The 14,775-nt window shown below is 70.5% G+C and carries 13 protein-coding genes; 5 read left to right on the forward strand and 8 right to left on the reverse strand.

Annotated features, from left to right (window positions below):
- Window positions 1-17: 17 nt before the first annotated feature.
- Both ACJX2R_RS33170 and ACJX2R_RS33175 read right to left on the reverse strand, forming a co-directional pair.
- Window positions 18-1,337 carry a cytochrome P450 gene (locus tag ACJX2R_RS33170; protein WP_413103127.1) on the reverse strand — a complete coding sequence of 440 codons (1,320 nt, stop codon included), beginning with the start codon at window positions 1,335-1,337 and terminating at the stop codon, window positions 18-20.
- 81 nt (window positions 1,338-1,418) lie between these two features.
- Window positions 1,419-1,547, reverse strand: a complete 129-nt coding sequence (locus ACJX2R_RS33175) for a cittilin family RiPP precursor (protein WP_214665340.1) — start codon at window positions 1,545-1,547, stop codon at window positions 1,419-1,421.
- Between the two features lie 175 nt (window positions 1,548-1,722).
- On the opposite strand from ACJX2R_RS33175, the gene ACJX2R_RS33180 reads away from it, so the two are divergent.
- Entirely contained in the window at window positions 1,723-2,505 is a 783-nt protein-coding gene (locus ACJX2R_RS33180) for a GNAT family N-acetyltransferase (protein ID WP_413103128.1), read from the forward strand.
- A 46-nt stretch (window positions 2,506-2,551) separates the two neighbouring features.
- Here the strand turns inward: ACJX2R_RS33180 and ACJX2R_RS33185 are convergent, their stop codons facing one another.
- The 5 genes from ACJX2R_RS33185 to ACJX2R_RS33205 form a co-directional block, all read right to left on the reverse strand.
- A complete protein-coding gene (locus ACJX2R_RS33185) occupies window positions 2,552-3,700 on the reverse strand; it encodes an ABC transporter ATP-binding protein (protein ID WP_413103129.1) in 1,149 nt (382 codons plus the stop codon).
- A gap of 26 nt (window positions 3,701-3,726) precedes the next feature.
- On the reverse strand, window positions 3,727-4,797 hold the full coding sequence (locus tag ACJX2R_RS33190) for an ABC transporter ATP-binding protein (RefSeq protein WP_262703572.1): 1,071 nt from the start codon (window positions 4,795-4,797) through the stop codon (window positions 3,727-3,729).
- A 19-nt stretch (window positions 4,798-4,816) separates the two neighbouring features.
- Window positions 4,817-5,794: an ABC transporter permease gene (locus tag ACJX2R_RS33195; RefSeq protein ID WP_262703573.1), complete on the reverse strand. Its 978-nt coding sequence runs from the start codon at window positions 5,792-5,794 to the stop codon at window positions 4,817-4,819.
- 125 nt (window positions 5,795-5,919) lie between these two features.
- Window positions 5,920-7,722 carry an ABC transporter substrate-binding protein gene (locus ACJX2R_RS33200; protein ID WP_413103130.1) on the reverse strand — a complete coding sequence of 601 codons (1,803 nt, stop codon included), beginning with the start codon at window positions 7,720-7,722 and terminating at the stop codon, window positions 5,920-5,922.
- A 70-nt stretch (window positions 7,723-7,792) separates the two neighbouring features.
- A complete protein-coding gene (locus ACJX2R_RS33205; protein ID WP_121824778.1) occupies window positions 7,793-8,800 on the reverse strand; it encodes an ABC transporter permease in 1,008 nt (335 codons plus the stop codon).
- A 524-nt stretch (window positions 8,801-9,324) separates the two neighbouring features.
- On the opposite strand from ACJX2R_RS33205, the gene ACJX2R_RS33210 reads away from it, so the two are divergent.
- On the forward strand, window positions 9,325-10,533 hold the full coding sequence (locus tag ACJX2R_RS33210; RefSeq protein WP_413103131.1) for a hypothetical protein: 1,209 nt from the start codon (window positions 9,325-9,327) through the stop codon (window positions 10,531-10,533).
- A 141-nt stretch (window positions 10,534-10,674) separates the two neighbouring features.
- Here the strand turns inward: ACJX2R_RS33210 and ACJX2R_RS33215 are convergent, their stop codons facing one another.
- Entirely contained in the window at window positions 10,675-12,837 is a 2,163-nt protein-coding gene (locus ACJX2R_RS33215; RefSeq protein ID WP_413103132.1) for an alpha/beta fold hydrolase, read from the reverse strand.
- 320 nt (window positions 12,838-13,157) lie between these two features.
- On the opposite strand from ACJX2R_RS33215, the gene ACJX2R_RS33220 reads away from it, so the two are divergent.
- The 3 genes from ACJX2R_RS33220 (at window position 13,158) to ACJX2R_RS33230 (ending at window position 14,665) form a co-directional block, all read left to right on the forward strand.
- Window positions 13,158-13,352: a hypothetical protein gene (locus tag ACJX2R_RS33220; RefSeq protein ID WP_037952186.1), complete on the forward strand. Its 195-nt coding sequence runs from the start codon at window positions 13,158-13,160 to the stop codon at window positions 13,350-13,352.
- A gap of 63 nt (window positions 13,353-13,415) precedes the next feature.
- Window positions 13,416-14,300, forward strand: a complete 885-nt coding sequence (gene mshB, locus ACJX2R_RS33225) for an N-acetyl-1-D-myo-inositol-2-amino-2-deoxy-alpha-D-glucopyranoside deacetylase (RefSeq protein WP_413103133.1) — start codon at window positions 13,416-13,418, stop codon at window positions 14,298-14,300.
- Entirely contained in the window at window positions 14,297-14,665 is a 369-nt protein-coding gene (locus ACJX2R_RS33230) for a DUF6113 family protein (RefSeq protein WP_201855240.1), read from the forward strand. The genes mshB and ACJX2R_RS33230 overlap by 4 nt, the downstream gene beginning before the upstream one ends.
- Window positions 14,666-14,775: the final 110 nt, after the last annotated feature.

Below are 14,775 nucleotides of genomic sequence, written 5' to 3' on the forward strand. Positions count from 1 at the left end.
GCGAGCCCGGCTGCCGGTCACCAGGGGCGCGGGACCACCTCGGCGCCGACCGGCTGGAGGGCGAGGGCCGGGCGGGGGTGGACGCGGTCCGGGGCGGTCAGCTCCAGCCGGTAGCGGCGCCAGATGTCGGCCACCAGGTGGACGGTCTCGGTGGTGGCCACGGCGGCCCCCACGCAGACGCGGGGGCCGAGCCCGAAGGGGAAGTACGAGCCGCGGGGCACCGGGGAGGGGCCGCCGCCCAGCCAGCGCTCGGGGCGGAACGCCTCGGCCTCCTCCCAGAACCGCGGATCGCGGTGGGCCACCCACTGGCTGACGGTGACGGTGGTTCCGGCGGGGATGAGGTAGCCGCCGAAGTCCAGGTCCTCCCGCGCGTCCCGGCTGGTCAGCCAGACCGGGGGGTAGAGGCGCAGCGCCTCGCGGACGACGGCGTGGGTGTAGGGCAGGGCATCCATCCGGGAGAGCCCGGCGGGGGTGGTGGCGAAGGCGGCGCCGGCCTCGGCCCGTACCCGCTCGGCGATCCGGGGGTGCCGGGCCAGCAGGACGCTCGTCCAGACCACCGCGTCATTGGTGGTCTCGAAGCCCGCCATGATCAAGGTGGCCAGCTCGTCCCGGAGTTCCTCCGGCGAGGGGGCGGGGGTGCCGTGGACGAGGGCGTGCAGCACGGGGGCGCGCTCCGGGTCGTTCGCGGCGGGGGAGGCGGCCAGGGCGTGCAGGGTGCGGTCGATACGGGCCATCGAGCGGCGGATGCGCAGCTTGCGCGGGGTCGGCACCCACTCGGGCAGCAGGACCGGCGAGGTCGACAGGTCCATGATGGGCGCCACCAGCCGGGCCACTTCGGCGGTGTCCCGGTCGCTGAACTCGTCCCCGAACATGAGCTGGGTGACCAGCCGCAGGGTCACCACCGCGATGTCGTCCTGGAGCGTACGGGCCTGGCCGGGCCGCCAGGTGCGCAGCAGCTTCTCGCCCTGGGCGTCGACGATTTCGGCCGCCCTGGTGGACAGCGACCGCCCGAACGCCGGTTGCAGCCGGTGCCGTTTGGCCTTCCACCGCTCGCCGTCGCTGTTCATGGTGGAGTGGGGGAAGCCCTGCCGCCGCGAGCCGCGCCGGGTGTCCGCGCTGGCCTTGGAGAACAGGGAGTCCCGGTCGACCAGCATCTTCTCCACGTCGCCGGGGTCGGTCAGCAGCACGTTGTTCTCGCCGAGCCGGACCACGTCGCCGTAGCGGCGCGAACAGTCGGTCAGAAAGCCCAGCGGATCGGAGGAGAAGGCGTGCAGATTGCCGAGGTACTTGTCCCCGGAGGGGCCCGGCAGGTCGGTGCGGTAAGGAGCGGCGGTCATGGACGTCCCCTCGGATCGTGGCCGACGGCGGTGGCCGCGGCATCGCCGCCGTGGCCACCGCCCGCGCTCAACCGCGCCGGTTTAGTAGTACGCGTAGGGCAGTGTGAGACGGTCCTTACGAGTGAGCCGGGCGAAGAGCGCTCCGGTGAGGATCAGCTTGCGCATGGCGAACACCTCCCTCTCGTTGGGGGCCGGACGCAGTGGGGTCACTGTGCCGACATGCGCTAGACAGTAAATATCCGCCGCAGAACTATCAAGAGTTGACAATTTCCATCAGAAGGTAGTGGATCGCTTAATTCCCTTTACTCGATGGGTTATCGGGGTTATCCGCGTTTACCGGTTATGGAGAGGCGTTTCATTGTGTGAGTTCGCTTATGATCGCGACGTGCCGCGGAACGACCTTCAGCGCATCATCGACTTCCGGCTCTCCTTCGCCCGCCGCCAGGCCGGTGAAGTGCGGGAGGTGCCGGGCGGTTTCCTGGTGCTGCACCGGGAGTACGCACGCTCCCATGAGCACAATCAGCTCCATATCACCGGGCCCGCCGACCCCGAGGGGCTGCCCGCGCTCGCCGATGAGGCCATGGCCTTCCTGCCGCACCGCCGGATCACGGTCCATGACGAGGCCCTGGGGCTGCTCTGTGTGCCCGCGCTCGAACGGGCCGGGTACACCCATGTCACCGAGGTGCTGATGGTCCACACCGGGCCGGTGCCGGAGGCCGGGGCGGCCGATGTGGTGGAGCGGGAGCTGGGGCCGTATCCGCACGGGCCGCTGCGACGGGCGGTGACGGCGCAGCAGTGGCGGTGGATGCCGGACGCGGACGAGAAGACCGTGCACGACCTCGTGGAGCGGCGCACCGCCCGGCGGGCCGGGGCCGAGGAGGTGCTCTTCCTCGCCGCCCACGACGACAGCGGCGAGATCGCCTCCTGGGCCGATCTGTATCTGGAGCCCGCCGCCGGGGTCGCCCAGATCGAGGAGGTGGCGACCGCCGAGCCATATCTGCGCCGCGGCTACGCCGGCGCCGTCCTGGCCGACGCGCTGCGCCGCGCGGCCGCCGCGGGGTGCGCGCTGCGATTCCTCGTCGCCGACCAGGACGACTGGCCGCTGCGCTGGTACGGCCGCCGCGGGTTCACCGCCGTCGGGCGGGCGCATTCCTTCTCGCGGTTCTGAGGCTGTGAGGCCTTGTGAGGCCTGTGAGCCCTGTGAGGCCGCTCCGTTACGGCTCCTTGCGCGGCAGGGCCTCCGACTCCGCCGCGATCAGCGCCGGGTCCAGCACCACGTCCTCCTCGCGGGCCTCGAGCGTCGGGTCCTCGGGGAAGTGGCAGGCGGACAGGTGGCCCTCGCGGTTGCCGTCCAGGCGGATGAGCGGAGGCTCCTCCCGCGCGCATTTGTCCTGGGCCTTCCAGCAGCGGGTGCGGAAGCGGCAGCCGGAGGGCGGGTTGATGGGGGAGGGGACGTCCCCGGCGAGCCGGATGCGCTCCCGGCGGGTGGTCTCCACGGCGTCCGGGCCGTCCGGGCCGCCCGGACCGTCCGAGGCCTCCTCGGCCATCACCACCGCCGCGTCCGGCACCGCGGACAGCAGCGCATGGGTGTACGGGTGGCGGGGGCGGCGGTAGATGGACTCGCGGTCGCCCACCTCGACCACCTTGCCCAGGTACATCACGGCGACGCGCTGCGAGAAGTGGCGTACCACGGCGAGGTCATGGGCGATGAACAGGAAGGCGATGCCCAGCTCCCGCTGGAGCTTCTGGAGCAGATTGACGACCTGCGCCTGGATGGAGACGTCCAGCGCCGAGACCGGTTCGTCGGCCACGATCAGCTTGGGCTCCAGGGCGAGCGCGCGGGCCACCCCGATGCGCTGGCGCTGGCCGCCGGAGAACTCGTGCGGGAAGCGGTTGTAGTGCTCGGGGTTGAGGCCCACGATCTCCAGCAGTTCGCGCACCCGGGCCTCCCGGCCGCCCGGCGGATCGATGCCGTTGATCTCCATGGGGCCGGAGATGATGGTGCCGACGGTCTGCCGTGGGTTCAGCGAGGAGTACGGATCCTGGAAGATCATCTGGATCTCGGAGCGGATCGGGGCGAGCTCCTTGCGGCCCGCGTGGGTGATGTCCCGGCCCCGGTAGGTGATCGTGCCGCTGGTGGGTTCCAGCAGCCGGGTCAGCAGCCGGCCCGTGGTGGACTTGCCGCAGCCGGACTCGCCGACCAGTCCGAAGCTCTCCCCGGCGTGCACGGTCAGATCGACCCCGTCCACCGCCTGTACGGCCCCGACCTTCCGCTTGAACGGAAAGCCGCCCATGATCGGGAAGTGTTTGGTCAGCTTCTCGGTGACCAGGAGGGGTTCGGGCGTGCCCGACTCGATGCTCATGCGTCAGCGCTCCTAAGCCCTGGTCCCTAGCCCAGCCGGGGCTTGATCTGCTCGGTGAAGAGGGTCTGTTTCCGCTCGGCGCTCAGATGGCAGGCCGCGCCGCGGCCGTCCGGCAGCGACGGCCGCTCGGTGGCGCAGCGGTCACCCTCCACCTGGTCGGTGTAGCGGCACCGCGGGTGGAAGGGGCAGCCCGGCGGGGGGCTGAGCAGGCTCGGCGGGGAGCCGGGTATGGGGCTCAGCGGCTCGTCCACGGCCGAGGTCAGCCGCGGCATGGAGCCCAGCAGCCCCCAGGTGTACGGGTGCTGGGGCGCCCGCAGCACCTCGCGGACCGTACCGCGCTCCACGGCCCGGCCCGCGTACATCACCAGCAGGTCGTCGGCGGTGTTGGCCACCACGCCCAGGTCATGGGTGATGAGGATGATCGCGGAGCCGAACTCCTGCTGGAGGTCCTTCAGCAGATCCAGGATCTGGGCCTGCACGGTGACGTCGAGCGCGGTGGTCGGCTCGTCGGCGATCAGCAGATCGGGGTCGCAGACCAGCGACATCGCGATCATCGCGCGCTGCCGCATCCCGCCGGAGAACTGGTGCGGATAGTCGTCCACCCGCAGCCGCGGGTTGGGGATGCCGACCTTCTGAAGCATCTCGATCGCCCGGGAGCGGGCCTCGCTCTTGGAGGCGCCGGTGTGCTTGCGGTACGGCTCGGCGATCTGGCGGCCCACCGTGTAGTACGGCGACAGGGCGGTCAGCGGGTCCTGGAAGATCATCGCCATGGTGTTGCCGCGCAGCCGCTCCAGGGTGCGCTCGGGTGCGCCGGTCAGCTCCTGCCCGTCCAGCAGGATCTCGCCGCTGACGGCGGTGGTGCGCGGATCGTGCAGGCCCAGCACGGTGAGGTTGGTGACGGACTTCCCGGAGCCGGACTCGCCCACGATGCCGAGCGTCCGGCCGCGTTCGAGGTCGAAGGAGAGGCCGTCCACGGCCTTGACGATCCCGTCCTCGGTGGAGAACCGGACGTACAGGTCGCGTACGGACAGGAAGGCGCCGTCGCCGGGGGCCGGTGGCGGCGTCGCGCCGTCGTCGGGCTTGGTGAGTGTGGTCATCTCGGCAGCTCCGGGTCTGTCAGGCGAGGCGCACGCGCGGGTCGATGAAGGCGTAGGCGGCGTCGACCAGGATGTTGAACACCACGATGGCCGCGGAGCTGACCAGCATCACGCCCATCAGCATCGGCAGATCGGTGAGCTGGACGGATTCCACCGCCAGCCGTCCGATGCCGTGCAGGGTGAAGGTGTACTCGGTGACCATGGCCCCGCCGAGGAGCGATCCGAGGTCGATGCCGAAGATGGTGACGATGGGAGCGATGGCGCCGCGCCAGGCGTAGCGGAAGAAGACCGTACGGCTGGAGAGCCCCTTGGCCCGCGCCGTGCGGACATGGTCCTCCTGAAGCTGCTCGACCATCTGGGAGCGGGTCATCCGGCTGTAGTTGGCCATGAAGATCAGCGAGAGCACCACCCAGGGCAGCAGCATCCCGCTGAACCACTTCGCCGGATTCTCGGTGAACGGGTAGTAGGCGGGCTGGTCCATGATCCCCAGCCCGCTGACGAACCAGGCCAGGGCGAGCACCCCGACGAAGTAGATCTGCATCGAGGCGCCGAGCAGCGACAGCGAGCTGAAGAACTTGTCGATCCAGGTGCCGCGCCGCCAGGCCGCGATCATGCCGATGCCGATCCCGCAGACCAGGAAGACCGCGGCGCCGCCGAGGGCGAGCGAGAGGGTGGTCGGGAAGCGGTCGACGATGGTGCTCCAGACCGGCTCCTGACTGACGAAGGAGTAGCCGAAGCAGGGTGCGTCGCAGTGCCCCACGGCGAAGTCCCGCCCGGCGAAGATCCCCACCATGAACTTCCAGTACTGGACCGGCACCGGCTGGTCCAGGCCCAGATTCTTGTTGATCATGGCGAGCGAGGTGGGATCGCAGTTCTTGCCGCAGGCGAGCCGGGCCGGTTCGGCGGGCAGGGCGAAGAAGAGGAAGAACGTGATCGCGCTGATCAGGATCAGGATCACGATCGCGCCGAGGGACCGGCGGGCGAGGAATCTCAACATGACGTCGGTGATCTTCCGCTAGGGGCGGGTCCCGGCCGCGTCCGCCGGAGCGGACGCGGCCGGTTTCTGCGCTGCCTGGGTGCGGCCGCGGCTACTTGAAGAAGTCGGCTACTTGATGAAGGCGCCTACTTGATGAAGACGGCCGTCGGGTCCACGGCGCCGTAGACCGTGTTGAACTTCACTCCGCCCAGCCCAGAGCCCCAGAGGGTGAACAGCCGGTTGTAGAAGGTCGGGACGGCGGGGATGTCCTCGGTGAGGATCTTCTCGCTGAGCTTGATCCACTCCGAGGTGGCCCGGCTCAGATCGCTGACCTTGGTCACCTTGGCGATCTCGCCGTTGACCGACGGCACGTTGAGGTGCGAGTAGTTCGCGGAGTCGTCGTAGACGTTCTCGCCGCCGTACACCGGCGGAACCACGGTCGAGGCGGACGGCCAGTCGGCACCCCACGAGGACCGGTACAGGTCGAACTTGTTCTTGACCTTTCCGATCTGGGTGTAATAGGTCGACTGGTCGATCTCCTTCTTCTGCACCTTGAACCCGGCCCGCTCCAGGGCCTGCTCGACGACCACCGAGGCGTCCTGGTGGGTGTCGCCGTTGCCGTAGGCGTAGACGAGCTCGTAGTTCTCCTTGCCCGCCTCCTTCAGCAGCTCCCTGGCCTTCTTGGCGTTGCCGCCGGGGTACTTCTTCTTCTGGAACGGGTCGAACTTGGGGTCGTAGCCCTTGAGGGTGGGGCCGACCAGCCCGCCGCCGATCTCACCGGCCTTCGGACCGCCGAACTGCTGGAGGTACTGACCGCTGGGGAAGGCCCAGGCGATCGCCTCGCGCACCTTCTTGTCCTTGACCCGATCGGTGTTGATCGACACGACATCCACATAGGGCTGCGTTTCGGTCAGCGACCGGGACATCGCCTCCTTGTCCTTGAGGACCGTGGAGATCTGCGACGGGTCGACCGCGTTGGTGAACGTCATCGCGTTCCGGTCGGCGCCCTTGTTCGCCTGGAGCCGGCGGGTGGAGTCCACCCACTGGTGGCCGAAGGAGACGTCGAACTTGTCGACGTACTGATGGCGTATCGAGTCGGTCTTGGGGTCCCACTGGTCGTTCTTGACGAACTGGATGCCCTTGCCCGGCTTGAAGTTCTGGATCTTGTACGGACCGGAGGCCAGCGGGGCCTTGTCGTACTTCTCCTTGGTGTCCTTGCCCGGCGGCACCGCGCCGATGTTGGGCATGGCGACCGCGAACGGCACCTCGGCGCGCGGCTGGTCGAAGTGGAAGACGACGGTCTTGTCGTCCGGGGTGTCCAGCACCGACTTGGGCAGGTGCTTGCCCTTGTAGGGGCCGTCCGGAAGCGCCTTGCGGTACTTCTGGCCCTCCCCGGAGAGCCACTGCTGGAGATAGGTCGGACCGGCGGCCTCGAACGGCGCGTAGAGCCGCTCCACGGCGTGCCGGACGTCCTTGGAGGTGATGGGCGAGCCGTCCTCGTACTTCAGCCCGTCCTTGAGGGTGTACGTCCAGGTGCGGCCGCCGTCGGAGGACTTGCCGGTGTCGGTGGCGAGGTCGCCGACCAGCTTGGCCTTGCCCGTCTTGTCGTCGAACTGGTAGTTCGTCAGCGTCCGGTTGTAGAGCGTCTGCATGATCAGCTCATCGCTGACATAGATCTGCCCCGGGTCCAGATGCTCGAAGGCGTCCCGCTGGAGCACCGTGACGGTGCCGCCCTTCTTGGCGCCCGGCAGGTCCTTGGCCGGTCCGGTGGAGTCGGCGGCGGTGCCGAGGGTGACGTCCTGGGACTCCATCTTGGGCTCGTTCGAGTCCTTGGGGTCCGAGCCACCGCCACCGCTGCTGCACCCCGCGAGCGCCAGGGCCCCCGCGGCCAGGGCGACGGCGAAGGTACGGGCTCTGCGGCTTCTCTTCGACTGTTCTTCGATGTTCACGTTGCCACTGCACCTGCCTCATCGGACGGAAGACTTGCCGTTCACTGCCTTGGGCCCGCCGGCCCCCCGGTCACCGCGTGGTCTTCGGGTCCATCGCGTCCCGGACCGAGTCCCCGAGCAGGTTGAAGGCGACCACGAAGACCACCATGGCGATGCCGGGGAAGAACATGTAGGTGATGTCGCCCTCGTAGAAGTTCGCGCCCTTGGCGAACATCCGGCCCCAGTCGGGGGTCGGCTCCACCACGCCGACGCCGAGGAAGGACAGCGCCGCCTCCGTCGTCACGAAGTTCGGCAGCATCAGCGTGGACTGCACCAGGATGGGCGTGACGAGGTTGGGCAGCAGCTCCTTGCGGACGATCCGCCACGGCGAGGCGCCGGTCACCCTGGCCGCCTCGACGAACTCACGCTCCCTCAGGGACAGCACCTGGCCGCGCAGCAGCCGGGCCAGCTGCATCCAGCCCAGCAGCCACAACACCATCACCAGGGCCGTCACCCGGAAATAGGTGGGCGTCTCCTTCTGCGGGCTGACGAACAGCGCGGTGACCACCGGCATGAAGGCGACGAAGAACAGCTGCTGCGGAAAGGACAGCAGCAGATCGATGAGGCGGCCGAGGAAGTAGTCGGTGCGGCCGCCCGTATAGCCCGCCACCACGCCGATCACGATGCCGGTGAGCGTGGACAGCACGGTCGCGGCCAGCCCGATCAGCAGCGAGGTGCGGATGCCGTAGACGAGCTGGGTCAGCACATCGCGGCCCAGCTTGGGCTCGACGCCGAACCAGAACTCGCCGTCGATGCCGCCATTGGGCTTCATCGGATAGCCGGTGAGGGGGTCCAGCAGCTCGGGCCGGTCCAGTCCGTACGTGGTGTACGGATCCTTGCCGTACAGCCAGGCGATCACCGGCGCCAGTACGGCGACGGCGAAGAAGAAGACCACCACGCACGCGGAGATCACACCGGTGCGGTCGCGTCTGAAGCGCCGCCACATCAGCTGGCGGGGCGCCAGACCGGCCGGCGCCTCGCCCTCCGTGCCGCCCGGTGCGGTCTTCTCGACCACGCCGGTCTGGGATGGACTCGTCATCGCCTAGCGTCCCCCCGCACTGGTGTCACACCGTCAACTCGCGTTGTCTATGCGCGTCATGTCGCCGCCCGTTCGCCAATGGTGGTGCATGCGTGTCGGGTTGAGCGGACTTTCGCAATCGGGGAACGGCTCAGTCAAGGGTCCGGGGAGGGTGGATGTGCCGCTCATTCGAACCTTGAGCGAAGATTTGGCAGATCGAGGTCCGGGCGTGCTTGACAGGGATCCCCCATGGGGGACAAAGCATGGACTATGGGTAGGAAACGCGTTAACACCCAGGCAACTCATCTGTCGCAACACCGATATACGGACGCGTCAGGCTGAACTGCGTACGGCCGTGCGGGTGCCGTGGACCGGCCGGGGCGCGAGATGCCGCCCCGGCCGGTCGCACCACTTCGGGGGCTCTCCCCCACCGTGTCTCCCGGTGGTCTCCGGACGGTCACGATCCGCATTTTTCTTCCACGATCGGTATTTTTCTTCGGCCCGCGACGGTTGCCCGGGGTGCGAGGCGGGGGAGACCTACGGCTATGGGGCAGGGACGGATACTCAACAGCGGAGCGCGCGTCTTCGGGGCGCTCGTCTGCGCGGTTCTCGGGCTGATCTCGCTGGGATGGATCATCCACGACCTGGACAAGGCCGATGAGGCGAACCATCTGTGGTGGACCTGGGCGGGGCTGCCGTTCCGGGCCACCGGAGGGATCTTCGGCTCCTCCCTGCTCGACCTCGCGCTGCTGCTGGTCTACGCGGTCGTCGGGATCACCGCCCTGCGCTCACCGGCCGCCGCGGGCGCGCTCGGCTCGGTCGCGGTGGTGACCGTCGCGGTGCGCCTGCCCAGCCTGTGGAACCTGAACTCCGACTGGCTCCAGGGCATCCCCGGCGATCTGAAGACCCGGGCGAACGCCAGCGCCTGGGCGCAGGTGGTGCTCTCGGGGCTGCTGCTGGCCGTCGTGGCCGCCGCGCGCCGCCCCGCCGACCTGGCCGCCCCGCCCGGGCAGCCGGTCTCGCCCGCCGACCGGCCGCCGGGCCGCCCCTCGCCCGGGGCGGCGGTCGTCGGCGCGCTGTTCCTGGGCGCCATCGGGGTCGTCATCGCCGCCTGGCAGATCTACTGGGCCCAGGAGCGCGGCTGGGAGATCTACAAGTACCTGCTCACCGGCAAGCACACGCTGCCCACCCTGCTCTCGGCGCCCGGCGCCTGGATCGCGTGGGCCGCGGTGGCGGTGTCCCTGGCCGGAGCGGCCGCCGCGCTCGCGCGCGCCCCGCTGGCTCGCCCGCTGGGGATGGTGGCGGCGGCCCTGGTGACGGCCACGGGGATCAGCGAGGCATCGCTCTACATCAAGCTGGACTATGTGGACCACCTCAGCGATCTGCCGACGGTGGGCGTGCTCAGCGTCCTCACCGGCTTCTTCGAGGCGATCGCGGGGCTGATCGCCCTGATCGTACTGGCGCGGCGGGGCATCGAGGAGGACACCGCGGGCGCCGGGGGCTTCGGAGGCGCCCCGGCGTACGGCGGCGGCTACGGCGGCTACGACGGGGGTTACGACGCCCAGGGGCCCGGGGGCTACGGGGACGGCCCCGGGGCCGGGGGCTACGGCGGCGGCTATGGCGGCGGGGGCTACGGCGGCGGTTACGCCCCGCCCCCGCCCGCCACGCCGCCGCTGGTGCCCCCGCCGCCCGGCACCCCGCCATCCGCACCGCCGCCGCCATCCGCGCCCCCGGCGCCGCCGCCGGGCTGGTGACGGCGGATCAGCGAGGCCCCGGGGTCCAGGCCCTGTCTGGTGCGGTCCGGGTGCGCCCCGAAGGGGCGCGGGGAACTGCGCGACCAGCCACGACGGTGCCGCGGATGATCGACGGCAGACCAGGGCACTCCCAGCGGAGCGTTACCCCAACCCGAGGGACCGCTTGAGGAAGTCCACCTGGAGCAGAAGCAGATTCTCCGCGACCTGCTCCTGCGGGGTCATATGGGTCACCCCGGACAGCGGCAGCACCTCATGCGGACGGCCCGCGGCCAGCAGCGCCGAGGAGAGCCGCAGGGTGTGCGCGGCCACCACGTTGTCGTCCGCCAGACCGTGGATGATCATCATCGGCCGTGCGGTGTCGGCCGCGCCGGACAGCCCCTCGTCGGTCATCAGCGCGTTGGCGGCGTAGACCTCGGGCTGTTCGTCCGGCAGGCCCAGATACCGCTCGGTGTAGTGGGTGTCGTACAGCCGCCAGTCCGTCACCGGGGCGCCCACCACGCCCGCGTGGAAGACATCGGGGCGGCGCAGCACCGCCAGCGCGGCGAGATAGCCGCCGTAGGACCAGCCGCGGATGGCCACCCGGCCCAGGTCCAGCGGATAGCGCCCGGCGAGCGCCGTCACCGCCTCGACCTGGTCCTCCAGCGTGACCGCGGCCAGGTCGTCGCGCACCGCCTTCTCCCAGGCGGGGGAGCGGCCGGGGGTGCCGCGGCCGTCCGCGACGACCACCGCGAAGCCCTGGTCGGCGAACCACTGCGAGGTGAGGTGGGCGTTGTGCGAGGCGACCACCCGCTGGCCGTGCGGGCCGCCGTAGGGGTCCATCAGGACCGGCAGCGGTCCGTCGCCCTCCTGGTAGCCGCTCGGCAGCAGCACCGCGCACGGGATGTCCCGCTTGCCCGCGAAGACGAGCTCGGGGCGGGCGGTGATGACGGGCCGCTCCGGATACGCGTCGAGCTCGGCCAGGCGCTCGGCCGCGCCGTGGTCGGCGGGCCGGAGGAGTTCCACGCTCACCCCGGGCCGCTCGAGACCCGTGTACGACAGCGCGATCACCTCACCGCCGCGCACGGCGGAGTGGACCGCGGGGAAGGGCCGCCTGCCGACCGGCTCCCAGCCGCCCTGGTCGCCGCTGCCCCGGAACCAGGCCCGGTGGACGGCGATCTCGCCGGGCCGCTCCGGCAGTGGCGCACCGGCCCCGGGGGAGGCGGAGAACAGCACGTCGTCCGTGCCGATGCCGAGGACCGCGCGCACCTGGAGGGCGCTGGAGGTCAGTTTGCGGTCGCCGACCATCAGGACCCGGGCGCCCCCTTCGTCCGCGATCCGGACGAGTCGTCCATCTTCGGTCCAGGCCGGCACCCCGGGGAAAAGATCCAGCCAAACCGCGTCCTCGTCCACATGGACCGTGCTGGTCCGGCCGGTGTCGGTGTCCACGGCCAGGTAGAGCTGGCTGCGCTGGTCCCTGGCCTGGACCAGAAGCAGCGGCGGACCGTAGGCCGACCAATGCACCCGCGCGAGGTACGGATAGCGCTCCCGGTCCCACTCGATCTCCGTACGGGAGCCGTCCAGACCGAGCAGAACCAGCCGCACCTCCGCGTTGGCGGTGCCCGCGGCGGGATAGGCCACCTCCGTGGGCTGCTGGCCGGGGTGGGCGGGGTCGGCGATCCACCAGCGCCGTACGGGGGACTCGTCGGCCCGGGCGGCCAGCAGGGCGTCGCTCCCCGGCGACCACCAGAACCCGCGTGAGCGGTCCATCTCCTCGGCCGCGATGAACTCCGCGAGGCCGTAGGTGACGGAGTCCCCCTCCGGCTCCGCGAGCGCCCGGTCCCCCGTGCCGTCCGCGCCGGTGACCCGCAGCGCCCCGCCCGCCGCGTAGGCGATGTGGCGGCCGTCGGGCGAGGGGCGCGGGTCCACGACCGGGCCGGGGACGCGCAGCTCGCGGGTGGTGCCCGTGGGCAGGTCCGTGGTGAACAGCCGCCCGGAGAGGGCGAAGGCGGCCCGCTCGACCGCGGCGTCCACCGCGTAGCCGACCACCCCGGCCGACCCCTCGCGGCTGCGCTCGCGCCGCGCCCGCTCCTCGGGGGACAGCTCCTCGTCGGCGCCGCCGAGCAGCTCGGCCGGGTCGGCTGCGGGGTACTCGCGCCGTCCGGCGAGGTCGTACACCCACAACAGGCCGGTGCGGTCGGTGCCCGAGCGGGAGCGCAGGAAGGCGACGCGTGAATCGTCGGGGGCCACGGCGAGGGCCCGCGGTGTCCCGAGGGTGAAACGTTGGGTGCGCGCGTGCTGCCGTGGGAACGAGAGCTGTCCGGTCATAGGGGGAGCGTACGGCCGTCGGATCATCGCGAGGGAGGGTACGGATCGGTAGGCGGGGCGGGCGTTGCCCCCGGCACGGTCCGGCCGGGACGGCGCGGGTGCCAAGCGGCCCCGGGCGATGGCGAGATGGCGCATAACCAACGAGAAGTCGCCCCGGAGGCCGGGAAGTTCGTGCGATCAGGCATGCGCCCCTGTCATGCTCCCGTGCACCGAGTCGTGTGCACACCGCCATAGTTATGATCGATTGCGCATAGTGGGTAGCCCCCCTGTGGCATGAATATGTTGTCCGTCCGAGTGCGTGTACCTGGAGGTGAGCCGCTGTGGCGCTCTCGATCTCGATGTCAGTGCTGCTGCTGATCATCGTCTTCATGCTCGTGAACAAGGCGGGACTGAAGGCGGTTCATGCGATCGTCTGTGTCCTCCTCGGCTTCTATCTGGCCAGTTCCTCGGTCGCTCCGACGATCGACGACCTCACCACCAATGTGGCGGACATGATCGGCGGCGTGAAGATCTGACCCCCGAGCGGGGCCGGGGCGTGCGACCCATGGGCACGTGTGTGCGAATCGTAGGCTGTGCCCATGACCGTTCTCCCCGCCCGTCGTCTGCTGCTGGTGCACGCACATCCGGACGACGAGTCGATCAATAACGGCGCGACCATGGCGAAATATGCCGCCGAGGGCGCACACGTCACCCTGGTGACCTGCACCCTCGGTGAGGAGGGCGAGGTCATTCCGCCTGCCCTCGCGCACCTCGCCGCCGACCGCGACGACGCGCTCGGCCCGCACCGGATCGGCGAACTCGCCGCCGCCATGGCCGCCTTGGGGGTCGAGGACCACCGCTTCCTGGGCGGGCCCGGCCGCTATCGCGACTCCGGGATGATGGGCGCCCCGCAGAACGACCGGCCGGACTGCTTCTGGCGGGCCGACCTGGACGAGGCCGCCGGGCATCTGGTGGCCGTGGTCCGCGAGATCCGGCCACAGGTCCTTGTGGCGTACGACACCAACGGGGGCTACGGCCACCCCGATCACATCCAGGCGCACCGCGTGGCGATGCGCGCCGTGGAGCTGGCCGCCGATCCCGGCTTCCGTCCCGATCTCGGCGAGCCGCACGACATCGCGAAGGTCTACTGGAACTGCGTGCCGCGCTCGGCCGTCGAGGAGGGCTTCGCCCGGCTGCGGGCCGAGGGCCGTGACTCCCTCTTCCCCGGCGTCGCCACGGTGGACGACATCCCCGGGGTGGTGGCCGACGCGGACGTCACCGCGTTCGTCGACGGCGTCCCCCACGCCGCGGCGAAGGCCGCGGCGATGGGCGCCCACGCCAGCCAGATCGCGGTGGACGGACCCTTCTTCGCGCTCTCCAACGACCTGGTCCAGCCGATGTTCCTCCACGAGCACTACCGGCTGGTCAAGGGCGAGGCCGGGGCGGACCGCGAGGACGACCTGTTCGCGGGGGTGACGGCATGACGGCCCCGCGCCTGGGCGGATACGCCCTGCTCGCCGTGGCCGGGGCCCTGGTGGGCGCCGCGGGCGCGCTGGTCCAAGCCGCGTGGTTCCCCGGCGGGTTGCTGCTCGCGCTGCTCGCGGTCGCGGGCCTGTGCTACGGCGGGGTCAAGGCCATGGGCGCCCGGATGGGCGGCGGAGTGCCCGCGGGCGCCTGGACGGTGGCCGTGTTGCTGCTCACTTCCTCCCGTCCGGAAGGGGATTTCCTTTTCGGCGCCGGGCTGGGGTCGTACGCTTTCCTCCTCGGCGGGATGTTCATCGGTGTGATGTGTGCCACGCTGCCTTTGGTGCCGCAACCTCCTGGCCCGCCGGTCCGACTTGGTAAGTGACGTGACGTTTTCGGCACGACGTCCCCGGCACTCGGAGGCCCTTCGGACACACGGCGAAGGGTGTGCCCCGGGCGTACCGGCTGCGGTGATCCGGCGGCCGTCAAGTGCGC

Origin of the sequence: Streptomyces sp. Inha503, assembly GCF_047215865.1 — a bacterium.
GTDB lineage: Bacteria > Actinomycetota > Actinomycetes > Streptomycetales > Streptomycetaceae > Streptomyces > Streptomyces lycopersici.

Bases quoted from the DNA above. Each gene is read 5' to 3' on its own strand.
- ACJX2R_RS33215 (WP_413103132.1), bottom strand. From the start codon at position 12,837: ATGACCGGACAGCTCTCGTTCCCACGGCAGCACGCGCGCACCCAACGT.
- ACJX2R_RS33230 (WP_201855240.1), top strand. From the start codon at position 14,297: ATGACGGCCCCGCGCCTGGGCGGATACGCCCTGCTCGCCGTGGCCGGG.
- ACJX2R_RS33170 (WP_413103127.1), bottom strand. From the start codon at position 1,337: ATGACCGCCGCTCCTTACCGCACCGACCTGCCGGGCCCCTCCGGGGAC.
- ACJX2R_RS33185 (WP_413103129.1), bottom strand. From the start codon at position 3,700: ATGAGCATCGAGTCGGGCACGCCCGAACCCCTCCTGGTCACCGAGAAG.
- ACJX2R_RS33205 (WP_121824778.1), bottom strand. From the start codon at position 8,800: ATGACGAGTCCATCCCAGACCGGCGTGGTCGAGAAGACCGCACCGGGC.
- ACJX2R_RS33195 (WP_262703573.1), bottom strand. From the start codon at position 5,794: ATGTTGAGATTCCTCGCCCGCCGGTCCCTCGGCGCGATCGTGATCCTG.
- mshB (WP_413103133.1), top strand. From the start codon at position 13,416: ATGACCGTTCTCCCCGCCCGTCGTCTGCTGCTGGTGCACGCACATCCG.
- ACJX2R_RS33210 (WP_413103131.1), top strand. From the start codon at position 9,325: ATGGGGCAGGGACGGATACTCAACAGCGGAGCGCGCGTCTTCGGGGCG.
- ACJX2R_RS33190 (WP_262703572.1), bottom strand. From the start codon at position 4,797: ATGACCACACTCACCAAGCCCGACGACGGCGCGACGCCGCCACCGGCC.